Below are 15411 nucleotides of genomic sequence, written 5' to 3'. Positions count from 1 at the left end.
TCAGATGTTCAGTGCCCGACCGGGTTTCACCTTGAAATTGAGGGCCTCGAGCGACATCGACGCGTCGTAGGTGCGGTCGTACCCCGTCTCACTGATCCGCCACCCGTCGCTGGTGCGCCGGTAGCGGTCGTGGTAGAAACCCGCGCCGATCAACATGAAGTTGAAGTCGGGCGCGATCACCCGGTCCTGCAGATACCAGGTGCCCGTCGCCTCGTCGCCGTCGACGGTGATCTCGGGATGGGTGACGCGGTGTTCGGTGATGATCTCGGGACCCAGCGAGTCCCGCATGAACTTCACCAATTCCTCGCGGTTGGTGAAGTGGTGCTCCTCGCCGATCGACTCGCCGTACTTGCCGACCACATCCTCGGTGAGGGTTTCGGCGAACTCGTCCCAATGCTTGGTGTCGAGGGCACGCAGGTACCGGAACTTCACTTGCTGGATCTCGTCGATGTCACCCATGGCGGACATTGCAGCACACGCGGGTGGGGGCTACCGCGCGGATGTCAGATTGCGGGTGGCCGGGCCCTCGAGAAGCGTGCCGTCGGGCGCGAAGCGCGATCCGTGCAGCGGGCACTCCCATGACTCGCCGGCGTCGTTCCAATTGACGATGCCGCCCAGATGCGGGCACACCGGCGACACCCGGTACTCGCGTCCGTCGACCACGCTGCGGGCCTCGAGGTCCCACGGCGGGCCGCTGACCACGCCGCCCTCGTCGGGCGTGCGGTTGGCGATTCGGGTGACCGGTGTGATCCACCCTCGCGCCAGATACAGAGCGACCTGCGCGTTGGTCTGCAGCGCCTTCGGGATCCCGGACAGTTCGTGCGGACTCCAACTGGCGAACGCCTCCGCCCAGTCCATCCGCCCGCCGAGGATGCGACTCGACAAGGCGAGCGCCGCGGCGGTTCCATTGGTCATTCCCCACTTGTCGAAACCTGTTGCCACGAAGATCTTGTCGTTACCCGGCAGGATCGGGCCGACGTAGGGCAGTTCGTCGATCGGCGAATAGTCCTGCGCGGACCAGTAATGCGTCTGCATCGCGCCGGGGTAGTGCAACTTCGTCCACTGGTCGAGTTCCTGCACCGAGGACGCCGGGCTCTTCTGGTGACCGACCGGATGTCCTGCGCCACCGGCGATCAGGAAGTCGCCGTCGGGCGTCGGCGCATATCGGATCGACCGGGTGGGGGAGTCGGCGGAGATGTACATCCCGCGCGTGATGTTGCCCGGCACCTTGTACGCCATGCAGTAAGAGCGTTGCGGCTTGAGACGGGCGAAGAAGCCGCCGCGGTCCAGGATCGGAATACCCGTCGCGAGAACGGTTTGCTTGGTGCGGACGTCGAATTCGTCACCGGCGCTGGTGCGGACGGCCAAGGTGAGTCCGTTGCCCTCGGTCGAGACCTTCTGCACCCGAACGCCTTGCGTCAACCGGCCGCCGCGCTCCTCGAGTTCGACGACCAGGCTGTCCAGCAACGGCATCGGGTCGAACTGCGCCTGGTCGGCCAGCCGGACCGCGCCATGGAACGGAAACGGTACGTCGGCTTCATCCACCCACTGGGCGTCGAGCCCCGCGGCCTCGCAGGCCTGCAGTTCCTGGCGGACCGACGAGACCCCTTTGTCCGATTGCGCATAGGTGTAGGCGTCCTCCCGCTGGACAGCCAGCCCGTGCGCCTCGCAGTGCTGGATCAGCCACTCCTGACCCTCGCGATTGCCCTGGACGTACTGGCCGGCCGTCTTCGCGCCGTGCTTGTCGACGATCTTCGACAGCTTGGTGCTCTGCAGCAGGCTGATCTTCGCGGTGGTGTTGCCGGTGGCGCCCGCACCGACCCGTTGCGCTTCCAGCACCAGCACGTCTTTGCCTGCCCGCGCCAACAGCACCGCGGTGATGAGGCCGGTTATCCCGGCACCCACGACCACGATGTCGGCCGAACGATCCGATTCGCCCAGCGGGTCGGGCGGTGTCGGCTGCTCGACGCGGTTTGCCAGCCAGAGAGATGTCATGGCCTTGCAGATACCCGTTTGGGGCGGCCCAAAACGACGGCGGCCGAACGGGGTTCGCACGGAGTGTCTGACGGTTTCCGCGTGGTCGGACGGCTATCGTGTGGTCCGTTATGAGCGACCCGTTGGGGTTGTCGATCGGGACGACGAACTTGGTCGCGGTACGTATCGACAATCAAGCCCATCAACCTGTGACCAGGCGCCCGGTGTTCACCCTGCCGGACGGCGTCGTGATGACCGGCCTGGTCGAGCGCGTCGGCGACTCGGTGCCGCTGGTCGCCCCGGACGGATCGCTACATTCGGCCGACCGGCTGCTGGTCGCGGCGCTTGCCGAGCTGGTCGACAGCATCGGTGGCACGCCGTCGGCCGATGTCACCGTCGCGGTCCCCGCGCATTGGGGACCCGCGACGCTGCAGACGTTGCGCACCGCGATGCGCGCAAACTCGGCCCTCGGCGCTGACGGCGAGCCCGCTCGATTGGTTTCCGACGCCGCAGCGTCGCTGAGGGCGCTGCAGGCCAATCCCGGTCTCCCGACGCAGGGTGTGGTGGTCCTGTTGGACTTCGGCGGCGGCGGAACCAGCATCACGCTGGCGGACGCGAGCGCGGCTCTCGAGCCGATCGCCGAAACCGCCCGGCACGCGGAGTTCTCCGGCGACTGGGTGGACCAGGCGCTGCTGAGTCACATTCTCGACGAGCTCGCGACGTCGGGGCGGGTCGATCCCGCCAGTACCGCCGCGGTGGGATCGCTGACCCGCCTGCGTGAGGAGTGCCGCCGCGCCAAGGAACGGCTGTCGGCGGAGGAGGCGACCGACGTCGACGCGGAGCTGCCCGGCCACCGGGCGGCGGTCCGGGTGACCCGCGACGAGCTGGATGCGTTGATCGCCACGCCACTCGCCGATGTTCTGCAAGCGATGGACAACACGTTGCAGCGCAACGCAATTGACCGCTCTGATGTTGCCGCTGTCGTCGCGGTCGGCGGCGGCGCCAACATTCCGCTGATCCGGCGACGCCTTGCCGAGCACTCCGGCGTGCCGGTGATCACGACACCGCAACCTTCGGTCGCCGCCGCGGTGGGCGCCGCGCTGATCGGGGCCTATACCTCGGCCGCTGAAGCGCAGACCGGGTTGGCTCCGGTGCCGCCGGCGGACGTCGACTCGCCGGGGTCGGCGACGTTCCGGGCGCTGGCGTGGTCGCAGGACGACGACTCGGCCGGCGAACCCGTGCCGTACACCGGGCTGGAACCGTACGAGGCTCCCTACGACACCGGGTCGATGCGGCCACCGGTGCGGTACGTGGCCCCGACCGGTCCGATCGACGAACCGCGGATCTGGCAGCGGTTGCCGGGGATGGTCTTCGGCGTGGCCGCGGCCGTCGCGGTGGTCGCCGTCGGCGGAGTGGCGATCGCGTTGACGAGCGCGACGGGCAACACCGGTGTGACCGAGGCGCCACGCACCTCGCCGGTTCCGCCGCCGTCCGCGCCGCCCCCTGCGACCAGCGAAGCGCCGCCGCCACTACCCGTGGAGTCCGTCACGGTCACCAGCGCGCCGCCGCCACCGCCGATGACCAGTGAGGCGCCGCCCCCACCGGTGACCACCGTCGTCACCACGACGGACCCAACCACCACCACCACGACCACCACCACGACAACAACCACAACGACAACGACCACAACGACCACAACGACCACGACAACGACGACGACCACTCCGCCCACGACGACGACCCCCACCACCCCGACGACGACCACTCCCTCGACGACCACCACTACGACGACGACCCCTCCGCCACGACGACGACCACCACCACCCCGACGACGACGCCGATGACAACCACCTATCTGACGGTGCCGTTCGTGCCCGTTCCGATCCCGATTCAAGTCCCGCAGAATCCGTACCAGCCGGTCCCGTAGGTCCAGGTGTCGGATAATGCGGTGATGAACCGGGCGGGGAGGGCAGTTGCGACGGCGGTTGCGGTTGTGTTCGCGGGGATGACGGTGTCACCGCCGGCGGCGGGCACGCCGGCCGAGGGCGACATCGAGCGCACCGATCTGGCGAAGGGCACCACCGATACGCCGATCGCGATCGTCACAGTGGGGCAGCCGACGACCCTGTACGTGCAGAACCTCGTGCTGTCTCCGGCGTCGACCAGCGGTTGGCACACGCACCCCGGCCCCGAGCACTCGGTGATCAACGCCGGCACAGTGACCCTGCAAACTGCGACCGGTTGTGCGCCAGTCGCCTTCGCTGCGGGACAGGCCATCTTCATCCCGGCTGGCGTGCCGCATGTGGTGTCCAACAAGGGTTTTGAGCAAGCGGAGGCGACGGTCACCTACACGCTGCCTGCCGACCGGCCGGTTCGGGACGACGCCCCGGCCGCCTGCCCGTAGGGCTTAACGCCCGTACGAGTAATCCGGTTCGTGGAACCGGTTGATGATCGGGATCCGCTCGATGATGCGGTCGCGCAGGCGCGGCTGCGGCGGAGGCACGTAGGCGGGCGCCGGAGGTGGCGGTGCGTACACGGGTGCCGGCGGTGTGTAGGCCGGGGCGGGCGGTGTGAAGGCCGGCGCCGGGGCGGGCGGCGTGTACTCGGGCGCGGGCGGCACATAGGCAGGTGGTTCGTAGACCGGCTCGGCGGCGGGTGCGGCCGGCGGCGGAGGCGCGGCCACGGCGATGGTCTGCGCGACCACCGGTATCGCCTCGGCAGGCGTGGTCACCTTCTGCTCGGCCGGGAGCGCCTCTTCGGCGACGGCAACAGACTCGTCGTCGGCGCCGGCGGCCGCGGGTGCGGGATCGTCGTCACCGGTGAGGCTGAGGCCGACCGCCGCCGAGACCGACACCACGAACGTCACCACCGCGGCGACGAGCACCGACGCCAGCGCGCCCACCGTCGTGGGCTGGCGGGAACCCGTCGCGTCCAGGGCGTTCACCGCACGCGCCGACGCCAACGCCGCGCCGCGTGCCATCGCGAGGTCGGCCTCGGCCGCGGAGAACACCGGTGATTGCGTGACATCGCCGAGCGTCGAGGTGATCAGATCGAGATCAGGAGCCGACCCCACCACGAAGATCGCCGTCGGCTGCCATTCATTGAGCTCGAGCATCGCGATCACGCTGCTCGGCAGCTCGATGACGTCGGCGCCGTCGAGCGGTCGGGCGATGCGGTCGACGGTCACGCCGGCGCTGGTGACCATGGCGACCACCGCGGCGTCGGGTTCCACGATGCACACCGCGACGTCGTCGTAGTCGGCGAGGTCGGCGATGCCCGCCGCCAGCACGTCGCCGGCCTCGAGTTCGGAGATCGCGATCGCGTTGTCGTATCCCCGGGCGGTGAGCGCCGTGAGCACACCCGACGCGACCCCTTCGGCTTCGTTGGTCCAGGTGACGCCGATCGCATGGATGGGGCTGTCGACGACGTCGGCAAGCACCACGTTGAGCAGATCATCGGGATCGACCTGGGCGTCGAAGTCGAACGATCCGCGGTCGACGGTGCCACCCTCGCCGGTCGTGCCCTCGACGAGCACCCACCGAACCGTGCTGGACGTCATCGACAGGCCGAGCACGAGGTCCATATTCGTGTCCCCGTTCTTGCGGTGAATCAGGTTCCGAGGTTACCTCCCGACCGATGCGGTGCCGAACGAGAGCACCGAGCAGCAGCTCATTCGACGGATCCGCAGAATTGCGGTCAAGGTAACGATTTGATATACAACCCCCCGTGGGACGGCACTCCGTAGCCAAGAAGCGGCGCACGCCACCGATGGGCGTGGCTGCAGCCATCGCCCCGGCAGCGCTCTTCTTCGCGGTGGGAGGAGACGTCCACCTTTCCGCCCGCCCGGCGCCCGAGGCCGAACCCGTCGTCGAGGACGCCACGCCGTGTTGCGTTGAGATCGTGGCGGCGGCACCGGCGACGCGGCCTGCGGCCCCGTCGGTCGGTCAGGTCGCCTTGAGCGCGATGCCCGACGCCATGGTGGCGGCGGCCCGGTACCGCACCGTCGACCGTTCGCTACCGGTCGGAATGGCGCCCGAACGCGGGCTCCAGGTGAAGACCATCCTGGCGTCGCGTGCGATCAGCGATGCGTTCCCGGAGATCAGCAACATCGGCGGAGTACGACCGGATTCGCTCAGATGGCACCCCAACGGCCTGGCGCTCGACGTGATGATCCCCAACCCGACCAGTGCGGAAGGGATCGCACTAGGCAACGAAATCGTCTGGTACGCACTGCGGAACGCGAAGCGGTTCGGGTTGCAGGATGCGATCTGGCGTGGCGTCTATTACACCCCCGACGGTGCCCAGAGCGGTGGCTACGGACACTTCGACCACGTGCACATCACCACGACGGGCGGCGGCTTTCCCGACGGTGACGAGGTCTACCTCCGCTGACGCGTTGACTCGACTGAACGGGTTTCAGTGATGCCCGCCGTCGTGCTCCCGGCTATCCACCGGACCGGTCACCGGGTTGGATGCATCCGGCGCGGTAGGGGCGGGCACACAGGTCGGTTTGCCGTCGACAACGGATTCGCTTCCGGTGCATGCTGGTTCCGCGACCGACTGCGGATGTGTATCGGTCAGTGCGGCGACGGCGGGACCCGCAGCGAGCGCGACACCGAGGACGGCTGCACCGGCAAGTCTGCGGACAGGCCTTGGCAGATCGAACATCTCACACCTCCTGTTCCAGCGTCTCGACAAGAAAGCACGCAGCGGTCATGCGCTCACCTGCGAGGCAAAGTCGAGACTATTGCCGGTGCGGGGGCGGTGTCGTGGATTGTGCAGAAAACTGAAGCGCTGCGGTTCTATGGAGCCGGTGACGGGAATCGAACCCCCGGAAGTCGATGCAGGTAATCCAGACATGTCTCTGCGTGTTTTGCGGCATGGGTTGACCTGCCGAAACCCGTCCGTTCGTGTCCGCAGCTGTCCACGTCTGACGGTCCGTTTTGTGACAACGCCGTGACACCGGGATAGACGAGCTGACATCTTCGTCCCGAACGACCACCAGCGCGTTTGTATGAGACGGCTTTGTTGGATCTGTGGAAATTGTGCACTTCAGCGTGTTGGTGGCGTTGATTGTCAGTGGTCAATGCTGGACTTACTGCGGACCGGTTGCGGACTGGAGGGCTGCGCAATGACCAAGCGAGACGACGTGACCACGATTCCTGCCGAAGAGGTGAAGCCTGGTTTCACGCTCTTGATTCCGCGCGTGGATGGATCGTCCCCACCGCGGCAACTCGACGTCGCTGCGGTCAAATTCTTTCAGATTGTCGGAGGCCGGCCGATGGTGCAGATCACTGCGGAACTGGTACCTCCGGAGGGTCGGCCGTGGACCGTCGAACGCAGAGTCGGCAGCAAGGTAGCGCGCCTGCTCTGAGGGCGGCGGTCTTGATCTGCTGAGCGATAAAATTGTCGGTGGGTCATGCGACCCTATCGATGTTGAGCAACTGTTAGTGTGGCGATCCCGAGGAGGTGTGGATACATGGCCGTCAATTTTGAGAAGATCGACGCCGATAGGTCGTGGAAGATCTTCGATCAAGCCGCCCGACGTCTCCTTGGCGTTGATGCCGTGACATTCGTCCAGCAGTGGGATGGTGGATCGTATGCGAGCGACGCCGACACTGATGTGATGAAGGTCGCCATGCTCCGTCCGAGTGGCCGGTAGGAACCCGACAGCAGCGGTCAAGGCTTTCATCGCGCCGATTAGCGACGCGCTCGGACTGTTTGCATCCGGCAGAGTAACCGCCGACAGCTACAAGCCTGCGGTTGAGGGCGTCCTCACCTTCAACGATGGCAAAATCGTCAAGCTCCTCGGGAATAAGGTCGGCCTGAGCGTGAGTATGCGGTACCGCATCGTCCAAACCGATGACCCCGGACGCGGGCCCTGGAAGGTCACGACCGTCGGGTACATGTACGAGCTGCAACTCGACGGCAAGACGCTTTACGACTATCACTGGCACCCAATTTCGGCGTCGCATGAGGTGCGCCCGCACCTGCACTGCTCGGCGGTCGGCAAGGGCCACATACCAACCGGTCGCGTCATGATCGAGGATGTGCTGAACCTCGCTGTTCACCACGGGGCAAAGCCCAGGAACGCGACGCAATGGAACACGCTCGACAAGCTCAACCGCGAGAAGTTCGCCCGCGGCGCTACTTGGGGCATAGGGCCGTCCTGAGCCCGTTAAGTGCGTGGGCCCTCCATGCGTTCATGTCGGTGCCCGCCGACACCGTTCGCGCCGTGATCGTCACGCGGATAGCACGGCCCGCAGGCATATAACGCACTGTTGTCGATGCGGGTAAACGGGAGAGTCCAGCGAAACAACTCACCGGCACGGGTAGGCTGGAGAAACTGATGAGCGAGGACGCCGACGTTAACCGCCTGGATGCAGTGTGGATCCGCCCCCGTGAATATGAAATCGGCGCTGCAAGCTGGCAAGACCGAGCCCTCGACGATCTTTCCCGAGCAATTCACCCGATCTTGCAGGCGATGACGCGAGAAACGGTCCGCGACCTACCTGAACCGAAGGACCGCGAACTTCCACCTCTGCCGCCAAGCGATCTTGTCTCCGAGTCGACCGTGGAGTCCAATCTATATCGTGGATTTCACGTACAACATGAGTGGACGTGGAACACGGAAGACATCATTGCCTTCGACGTCGGCTCGTATATGGCACATCTCTTTGAGGCCGCGGATTCGATAGGCGGTCAGCTCGCGAACGCGATGTTCGAGCACATCAGCGAGGTCGCCGAGGAGCATGGCCAAACGATCAACGCACACGGGCGCAACTTCTATGACGTGTTGATCGAAGCCTCCGAAAAGATGGAACCAGACTTCGATGAGGAGGGAAATCCACGACCCGGACTCCTTGCGATAAACCCGGCCGACGCCGAGAAGGTCTTCCGGGACCCTCCTACGCCCGAGCAGGAGAAGAGGATGCAAGAGGTCATAGACCGGAAGCGAGAGGAGTGGCGTGCTTCGCGCGCTCGTCGGAAACTTCCTTGACTCTCTGAGTGAGCGCGAGTTTGACGCGCCACTGCTTGCGATTCTGGCAAATCAGGGTTTCTACGACATTCACTTCATTCACGGCGGTTTCGAATTCGGCAAGGATGTCATCGCCAAGAAGAGAGACGAAAGTACAGGCGCGGTATACCAGTACGCAATTCAGTCGAAGGCCGGCAACATTGGCCAGCCCGCGTGGCGCGAGGTCCGACCGCAGATCGAAGAATGTGCCTACAACACGCGAGCCCACCCATCGTTCGATAAAGATCTCCCGCGCGTCTCGGTCCTAGTGACTACTGGGCGTCTCATCGGCGCCGCGCCTATCGATGCGCAGGAATACGGGCAGAGTCGTGAAGCAAGGGACCTCGGACCGTTTGACATTTGGGACCGGGAAACATTACTCAACTGGCTGTGCGTCGAGCCTTCACTTGGATTGTCCCCCAACGAGACCCAAGATGACCTCCTCGCCATCATCAGCGATATCCGACGAGGTGTCGTGAACGAGCCCATGCTGGAGAGATTCTCTCGGACGTGGCTCGATGACGGACAACCGCATCGCCTCGCCCAAGCCTCAATTCAGGCATCGATCATATGCAATTCGCTTCGCGAAACTCAGAGGCTCGATCTCGCAGCTCTCATGGCTCTACACCTGCACCGAGCGAGCTGGAGGCAGTTGACGGGCGAGAACGCAGCGAGATCTCCCGAGTCAGAAGCCGCTGTGCGACTTTTTGTTTCGTATGCGTCGGAAGTGTTGGATCAAGTCCAGCACCTGCTCTCCGACCCATTGGAACTGACTCGCTCGTTACTGAGTATCGCTGCCATGGTGAGCTATCCCGCCGCGTGCGTGCGACTGGCCGAGTTGCTCGGACTTCTAGCCATAGAATCCGAAGGCGATTTGTCTGATCATGCCAGCACTGCAGTCGCCGAGTTGTGCGCTCTCCATCCAGGCTCTTGGCGGCCTCCTGCGGATCAGTTCGCCGTGTCGCTGATCCCTCCCGTCGTGGCAATTGCGAAAACGGACATCCCAGCTGCGACCAAATATCTGAAGGAAGTAGCGAGTTGGCTGCTAGATCGCCACGATCCAAACTTGAACGGCTTGGGTTTGGCGAGCCTCGATGAAGACGAGCAGACAGCCGCGGAGAGATTACTTGCGGGTGGAGACAACAACGCTGGAGCGCCGACGCGCCAGCTACGTGGCCGTCGTGGTGTTGGACCTCTTGATCGCAATCGGGGACATGGAACTCTACGACGCCGTGCGCAGCAACGTCATCGACGTGCTGCGGATGGCTCCTTGCTCCACCGCGGCAAAAGAGGTCGAAGCCGACTGGCGGCGCGGCGGTAATCACGTCTGGCCGCAACCGCGAGTCGACTATGGCCCTCCCGGCGCAAGCCCGCCTGCACATCACTCGCATCTCCCACCGGTACCCCCGAAGGATGCGTTGCTGCTGACTGCTGTCTGCCGCAGTCGGCATTATCCGCAAGCAATCATCCAGCTTCTCGGGCCGGAACCCACCAAATCCAGTCCAAGCAAGTAAACATTCTGCCTACGCCGTTGTCGGGATCGACGGCAGTCGGAATGCTTGGGGCACGACAACGTCGGAGCCGGTTCGGAACCACAACAGGGCGCCGCGTTGCCCGGTACGTCTGCGGTTGGGGACGAACAGGTGCGGCACGAGTTCGAGGGTTGAGCCGACGCGGTCAACAATGACGAAGTTCGGGAAATCGCCGTACACCAGCAGGTAGTTGCTCTCCGTCGCTGCCGGGTTGAGTGTGCCGTCGAGGTTGGAATTCTCATTGACGGTGCGGCCCAGCAGCATCGGCGAATTGTTGTTCAACTCGGGGAACTTCAACGCGCCGTTGGTGGTTTCGAACTGGCGTGCCGTGTTGATGATGCTCAGGCTGGCGTTCCACACCGCCCAGGGTTGGAAGCGTGGTGGCAAGACGTTCTGCACCGCGAAGATGTCCGCGGGTGCGAACGCTTCGGGTGTGGCCGGCGCGACCAGCGGAACGGTTCCGGCGGCGAAGACGAGGGCGGTGATGACAACCTCGGGCTGTCCTGTGCCCGAGTCCATGGTGTAGGCGGTGGCGGTGAGCTGATCAGCTACGGCTTACAGCAGCTTCCCGAGTTCGGTGATGAAGTTGACTGCGTCGCCTTGGATCTCGAAAGAGAACGGCACGAACCCGTCGCCCTTGTGTACCGGGATGCTGGGCTGCGCCAACGTGGGTGACGCATCGGCAACCTCGGCGGCGTCAGCGGTCCGTTCCGCAGTCACACCCGCGCTGGTGACGCCGTTCCACGATTCCGTGGCGATCTGCACCACGCGACTGATCTGGCGCAGCGGGTTGACACTGCCGTTCGACGTCAACTGAATCAGCCGGATCGAGGGTCAGCGGCACCATGTAAGCCGCCAGCGTTGTCGGTGAGGCTCATGACGCGTTGTTCGGTCTGCACGTGCGACACGGTGCGCCACGCTCCGGCCTCCTCCGTTGTCCACGTCAGATGCCCGTTGTCGGGGTCGGCGAGCTTCGTTGCGAATGCCCGCTCATAGGCCTGTGCCCGTTGCGGCGGCCCAGCGTGCCGTCCACGATTGCGCCATCGCCGGGCCATCGCTCATTAAGGTTTCGACGACCTCGGCGCCGCGCGTCCGCAGCATGCTCTCATCGGACGAGACGGTCCAAATTACGCAACGTCGCATCACGAACACCCGGGGTGTTCACAGCGTGTCCGCCGTCCGGGGTGCTGGTCTCCAAAAGGCAACGGGCCGCGGCCCCGACCAGCGCCGGCCAACTGGGAAGCCCGCTTCAAGAAGCCGTCGCCAGGTGGACCGAATCGAAGACAGGGGGCGCCACCTCTCGAACGGGTGCGCGAATCCGCTGCAGACTGACTGCGGACCAGACGAAGAAGCCTTTCAGAGTTGATCCTGAAAAGGGCCCTGATCTGCGCCAATGTTGTCGGGGTGGCGGGATTTGAACCCACGACCTCTTCGTCCCGAACCTAGCCAAGTCGACGTACGGCTGCTTACGTGCATTTATGGTCTCTTACGGAAAGTACTGTTGAACAGGGGTGGAACACGGTTTTCGTTAGCGTCAATCCAAGACCGTTCTACCTACAAAACGTACCCAATCGCGTACCGAGAAGCTATATATCGTCTTGCCGATTGGCCAAGAACGTCTTGACCGCCGCGCCTACTACGGCATCGCTAAGCGCCTGGTCCCATTCGTGTCCTCGCCACACTTCTTCACCGTCGACTAGCACGACATACTCGCTGGGTCCGCGAGGTTCAATGCGGTAGGCCGTCCAGTGTCGCGGCTGGTCACTGTCGGTCGTCATGGACAGGTTGACGGTGGCCCATTCGTCTTCGGCCGTGGCGGTCGACGCCCAGTTGGCCTGCCCCCGCAGCAACCCCTTCGACGTTGCGAAGTTCAGCAGGACGTGATCCATTGACCGGAGAAAATGTTCTAGCTTCTCCCGTCGAGCACCAAGCGCCTGTAGATTTCGGCTCTGCGCGAAATCGTCCATCTGCGCCATCAGCCGGTCAAAATCGTCATCGTTCTCTGAATCGGTAGCCATAGCCCTATCTATCTGAGCGACGAGTTCTTGTGCCGTCGTGAATCGAGCGGTGAGTTCCGGCGTGAAGGCCCTGTCGAAGACACGGAGGATTCTGAGGCGTTGCCGGTCTGTAAGACCTTCCGTGAGCGAGTCGGCCGCACCGGGGCGTTGGTGGGGCATCAGGCCAGCCTGATCTATCAGAACTCGCGGCTCGCGCCCCGTCAGAAGGAACAGGAATACTCCGGCAATTTGAGTGACATCGCTACCTGCTCCTCGGCCGCCGAAGGCATGTTCTGGAAGGCGGAGAAACCGGTTGCCGATCTCTTCGCCTACTTGCGTGAGGTCGTCCTCAGACTCGTCGTTGAACGACAGCCCGAAATCGACCAACACCGGTTGCGTGACCTCACCGTCGCGTAGAACGACGTTAGCTGGCTTCACATCTCGATGAGTGACGTTGTTCTGGTGGCAGTTGTGTAGGACGGCACATAGTTCGCGGATGCACTCCGTTGCTGCGTCCAGGCCGACCGGTCCGTTAGCGCCGATGAAAGCGGCGAGATTCGGACCCGCGATGTATTCCAACGCCATGTACATCGGTTCTCCCAGGTCAGCCCATGTGTCAGCGTTATCGTCGAAAAGCGCTGGAGGTCCCAGCCCCGCGAGCGTTTCGTAAGCCGCCGCTTCTCGTCGAAATCGTGCCCGCGCCTTCCGCTCCTTCTCGCGGTGGTGGTGAAGCGTTTTGATGAATGCCCTTGTCCCATCCTCTCGCGATCTAGCAACGAATGAGGTGCCCTGGCCACCGCGGAATGATGGCCCTTGCTCGCGCTGCCAGCGTGCTTCCCATGGTTTTGGGGGCATGTAAGTAAGGCTAGTGCGGCCAGACAGGTCCGACACACTCGATGCGAACGAGTCAACCTGGGTGTTTGATGCTATTGACATCGTTGGCTCAGCTGAATATCTGCTGATCACGTCGTTGAAGCTGTTGGCGAGATTGGGAGTGAATCGGTGCTGCTGCGGACGGACTGCGGACGCACTCTCCTCTAGGAGCGTTCAGACGGGCAGCTTCCATCCGAGGCTTTCGCCGTCCTCGACCTATCCGATCTTTTCCCATACGCCGCAGCGTTTCGTGGAAAATGCCACGTCAGACGCCTCAATGGTCACTACAGCGGGGCCGCTCGCGTTATCGTTCGCGATGATGTCCGAACCAGTTCCTGACAAGCCGCTGAGTCGCTCCCAATAGCATCCCGACGCGCCGCTGTTGCGATAAGTACCTGGCATGACTTCCTTGTTGACGAGATAGGTCCCGTCCCCGGTGATTCTGCTCAGTTCTTGTAACTGCTCCTGTTGAGAGACGGCCGACTCGCGGGCATCAAGCTCCTGCTCGCGCCGATCCAATTCGGCCTTCTGCTGGTTGAGGCGAGCCTGTTCTGCGTCACTGGCCTTGATTGTCGTGGTGACCGTGGAAGTGACAGGCGCTGGTGCAGCTTGGCTGGAACATGCGGTTAACGCGATTCCAGAAAATGCCGCGACGACGACGATGCGTTCTAAGCAGGGTGGCATGGTGTTCTCTCGTTGTGAATAGGGAGGCTAACTGTAACAGCCAGCTATCCCTCTCGCGGCGAAATTGTGTCGCATGAAAGAGGTTTAGCCATACTGGCTACTCCCGTGTCGTAGACGGTTTCCTTCCAAGCTTTGCAAGCTCCATCGGTTGAGCGTCGGCTACTCGGGCGAGCAAGGGGGCACGCTTCATCCCGCAGTGGACCACGACCGGCTCGGCAATGCGCATCGACTCATGGGGCACATGCGCGGAGAGAGAGGGCGCGCGAGCCGTTCGAGTCGGATGTCGCTGACGCCAAGTGTGTACCCCCACTCAGTTATGGCCTCGCAGATCTGCAACCAGAGGCCTATCCGGTTACACGACCGGGAGGGTCCGCGCTAACTGTTCCGCCTCAGCACGGATACGCCTCAGCGTCGGATAGAAGTATTTGTGGGCGTTCCCTTGAAGGTTCAGGGGCAGGTCAAGGTTGGCGATGAGTTCCTCTTCCAAAACCCAAGGCTCCTCACGTACCACCCATGAAACCAGAGCGTTGTCGGCCATCCATTGGCTCAGTGCGGCCTCTCCTGCGGGGCCGAACGTTCGTCGCGTTCCCGACCCGACTCGGCGCAGCTGGACTCCGAGTTCGTCTGCCAACAACACGCCGAGAGTCTTGCGAAGCGTGGAGCCCTCCGCATTGCCGGTGTAGTGGTAGCGAATGCGGTGAAAGAGGCTCTGGCTGCTTGGGGGTTTGCCGTTCGTTGGTGGACGCGACGGGCTGATACCGGTGTACAACAGCGTCAACCCGTCCCGCGTCTCGCAATTGGTGGTATCTATCGCGCCCGGTATGCGACGGAACCACCACCCGTAGACGCCCGGAGCTTTGGGGACAGGGCAGGGACGGACCAGCACTTCGTCGCGTGTGTAGTATCGCGGACTCATCAATGTCCCGGGCTCGATGATGTTCACATTGTTCCCCCTGTTCTTAGCCACAGCCTGCCGCAGAACCCTCCACGTTCCGCTCGCTTCTTCGCGGCGGTGCGTAGAAGATCGTCGAGTGTGTATCCGCGTGCCTCAGCGATGCCGATAAGTGCTTCCAGAACGTCAGCGGCTTCTTCCAATACAGCGGTCGGGTTGCTGGCGCGTCGGAGTTCCGCAGTTTCCTCGTCCAACTTCTCCCAGAGAGCAGCACGATAAGCGTTGTCGTCGAGCGTCTTTACCTCGGCTGTGCGCCCGGATGTTGCGATGATGGCCGAAACGCCATCTCGAATCAATTTGCCCGTAGTGTCGGAGTGAGTCGCCATACTGTTGTCCATGTTGCAGCAGTTTTACCGCAGTGAACCGAAGGCCCGAACGGCC

At 63.6% G+C, this 15411-nt stretch carries 16 protein-coding genes and 1 pseudogene; 8 read left to right on the top strand and 9 right to left on the bottom strand.

What is annotated here, in order from left to right; all coding sequences use genetic code 11:
- Together AU185_RS17945 and AU185_RS17940 are read right to left on the bottom strand one after the other, a co-directional pair.
- Positions 1-459, bottom strand: coding sequence for a nuclear transport factor 2 family protein (locus AU185_RS17945; RefSeq protein WP_059098799.1), 459 nt, complete (start codon positions 457-459; stop codon positions 1-3).
- 30 nt (positions 460-489) lie between these two features.
- The gene (locus AU185_RS17940; protein WP_059098687.1) at positions 490-1995 is read right to left on the bottom strand and encodes an FAD-dependent oxidoreductase; all 1506 of its coding nucleotides are present in this window, start codon (positions 1993-1995) and stop codon (positions 490-492) included.
- Between the two features lie 110 nt (positions 1996-2105).
- Here AU185_RS17940 and AU185_RS17935 point away from each other — a divergent pair, with 110 nt between their 5' ends.
- Together AU185_RS17935 and AU185_RS17930 are read left to right on the top strand one after the other, a co-directional pair.
- Positions 2106-3818 carry an Hsp70 family protein gene (locus AU185_RS17935; RefSeq protein WP_156425576.1) on the top strand — a complete coding sequence of 571 codons (1713 nt, stop codon included), beginning with the start codon at positions 2106-2108 and terminating at the stop codon, positions 3816-3818.
- Between the two features lie 107 nt (positions 3819-3925).
- Positions 3926-4378, top strand: coding sequence for a cupin domain-containing protein (locus tag AU185_RS17930; protein ID WP_059098685.1), 453 nt, complete (start codon positions 3926-3928; stop codon positions 4376-4378).
- Between the two features lie 3 nt (positions 4379-4381).
- Here the strand turns inward: AU185_RS17930 and AU185_RS17925 are convergent, their stop codons facing one another.
- Positions 4382-5557: a DUF7159 family protein gene (locus AU185_RS17925; RefSeq protein WP_059098684.1), complete on the bottom strand. Its 1176-nt coding sequence runs from the start codon at positions 5555-5557 to the stop codon at positions 4382-4384.
- Between the two features lie 143 nt (positions 5558-5700).
- On the opposite strand from AU185_RS17925, the gene AU185_RS17920 reads away from it, so the two are divergent.
- The 6 genes from AU185_RS17920 (at position 5701) to AU185_RS25200 (ending at position 10313) form a co-directional block, all read left to right on the top strand.
- A complete protein-coding gene (locus AU185_RS17920) occupies positions 5701-6366 on the top strand; it encodes a VldE C-terminal domain-containing protein (protein WP_172800402.1) in 666 nt (221 codons plus the stop codon).
- A 757-nt stretch (positions 6367-7123) separates the two neighbouring features.
- A complete protein-coding gene (locus AU185_RS17915; RefSeq protein WP_156425575.1) occupies positions 7124-7348 on the top strand; it encodes a hypothetical protein in 225 nt (74 codons plus the stop codon).
- A gap of 105 nt (positions 7349-7453) precedes the next feature.
- The gene (locus AU185_RS17910) at positions 7454-7636 is read left to right on the top strand and encodes a hypothetical protein (RefSeq protein WP_059098798.1); all 183 of its coding nucleotides are present in this window, start codon (positions 7454-7456) and stop codon (positions 7634-7636) included.
- Complete coding sequence (locus AU185_RS17905) at positions 7626-8147, top strand: hypothetical protein (protein ID WP_059098681.1); 522 nt, start codon at positions 7626-7628, stop codon at positions 8145-8147. Before AU185_RS17910 ends, AU185_RS17905 begins: the two co-directional genes overlap by 11 nt.
- A gap of 176 nt (positions 8148-8323) precedes the next feature.
- Positions 8324-8974, top strand: a complete 651-nt coding sequence (locus AU185_RS17900) for a hypothetical protein (RefSeq protein WP_059098680.1) — start codon at positions 8324-8326, stop codon at positions 8972-8974.
- Positions 8943-10313, top strand: coding sequence for a PDDEXK family nuclease (locus AU185_RS25200; protein WP_156425574.1), 1371 nt, complete (start codon positions 8943-8945; stop codon positions 10311-10313). Before AU185_RS17900 ends, AU185_RS25200 begins: the two co-directional genes overlap by 32 nt.
- A 202-nt stretch (positions 10314-10515) precedes the next feature.
- Here AU185_RS25200 and AU185_RS24820 read toward each other — a convergent pair.
- The 6 genes and pseudogenes from AU185_RS24820 to AU185_RS17865 form a co-directional block, all read right to left on the bottom strand.
- Positions 10516-11289 (bottom strand): annotated as a pseudogene (locus AU185_RS24820) (phage major capsid protein).
- Positions 11290-11342: 53 nt separating this feature from the next.
- Positions 11343-11579, bottom strand: a complete 237-nt coding sequence (locus AU185_RS25685; RefSeq protein ID WP_231740263.1) for a hypothetical protein — start codon at positions 11577-11579, stop codon at positions 11343-11345.
- Between the two features lie 531 nt (positions 11580-12110).
- A complete protein-coding gene (locus AU185_RS24815; RefSeq protein WP_172800401.1) occupies positions 12111-13376 on the bottom strand; it encodes a serine/threonine protein kinase in 1266 nt (421 codons plus the stop codon).
- Between the two features lie 234 nt (positions 13377-13610).
- Complete coding sequence (locus AU185_RS25460) at positions 13611-14078, bottom strand: Rv1352/Rv1906c domain-containing protein (RefSeq protein WP_197413431.1); 468 nt, start codon at positions 14076-14078, stop codon at positions 13611-13613.
- A gap of 352 nt (positions 14079-14430) precedes the next feature.
- Entirely contained in the window at positions 14431-15021 is a 591-nt protein-coding gene (locus AU185_RS17870; RefSeq protein WP_231740262.1) for a GIY-YIG nuclease family protein, read from the bottom strand.
- Complete coding sequence (locus AU185_RS17865; RefSeq protein ID WP_059156994.1) at positions 15018-15368, bottom strand: nucleoside triphosphate pyrophosphohydrolase; 351 nt, start codon at positions 15366-15368, stop codon at positions 15018-15020. Before AU185_RS17865 ends, AU185_RS17870 begins: the two co-directional genes overlap by 4 nt.
- Positions 15369-15411 lie beyond the last annotated feature (43 nt).

It is taken from the genome of Mycobacterium sp. GA-0227b (genome assembly GCF_001499855.1).
Classification (GTDB): Bacteria; Actinomycetota; Actinomycetes; order Mycobacteriales; family Mycobacteriaceae; genus Mycobacterium.
The sequence above is the reverse complement of the archived record's forward strand: the minus strand, read 5'-3'. Positions and strand labels throughout refer to the sequence as shown.

Bases quoted from the DNA above. Each gene is read 5' to 3' on its own strand.
- AU185_RS17945 (WP_059098799.1), bottom strand. From the start codon at position 459: ATGGGTGACATCGACGAGATCCAGCAAGTGAAGTTCCGGTACCTGCGT.
- AU185_RS17940 (WP_059098687.1), bottom strand. From the start codon at position 1,995: ATGACATCTCTCTGGCTGGCAAACCGCGTCGAGCAGCCGACACCGCCC.
- AU185_RS17935 (WP_156425576.1), top strand. From the start codon at position 2,106: ATGAGCGACCCGTTGGGGTTGTCGATCGGGACGACGAACTTGGTCGCG.
- AU185_RS17930 (WP_059098685.1), top strand. From the start codon at position 3,926: ATGAACCGGGCGGGGAGGGCAGTTGCGACGGCGGTTGCGGTTGTGTTC.
- AU185_RS17925 (WP_059098684.1), bottom strand. From the start codon at position 5,557: ATGGACCTCGTGCTCGGCCTGTCGATGACGTCCAGCACGGTTCGGTGG.
- AU185_RS17910 (WP_059098798.1), top strand. From the start codon at position 7,454: ATGGCCGTCAATTTTGAGAAGATCGACGCCGATAGGTCGTGGAAGATC.
- AU185_RS17900 (WP_059098680.1), top strand. From the start codon at position 8,324: ATGAGCGAGGACGCCGACGTTAACCGCCTGGATGCAGTGTGGATCCGC.
- AU185_RS25685 (WP_231740263.1), bottom strand. From the start codon at position 11,579: ATGGCCCGGCGATGGCGCAATCGTGGACGGCACGCTGGGCCGCCGCAA.
- AU185_RS24815 (WP_172800401.1), bottom strand. From the start codon at position 13,376: ATGCCCCCAAAACCATGGGAAGCACGCTGGCAGCGCGAGCAAGGGCCA.
- AU185_RS25460 (WP_197413431.1), bottom strand. From the start codon at position 14,078: ATGCCACCCTGCTTAGAACGCATCGTCGTCGTCGCGGCATTTTCTGGA.
- AU185_RS17865 (WP_059156994.1), bottom strand. From the start codon at position 15,368: ATGGACAACAGTATGGCGACTCACTCCGACACTACGGGCAAATTGATT.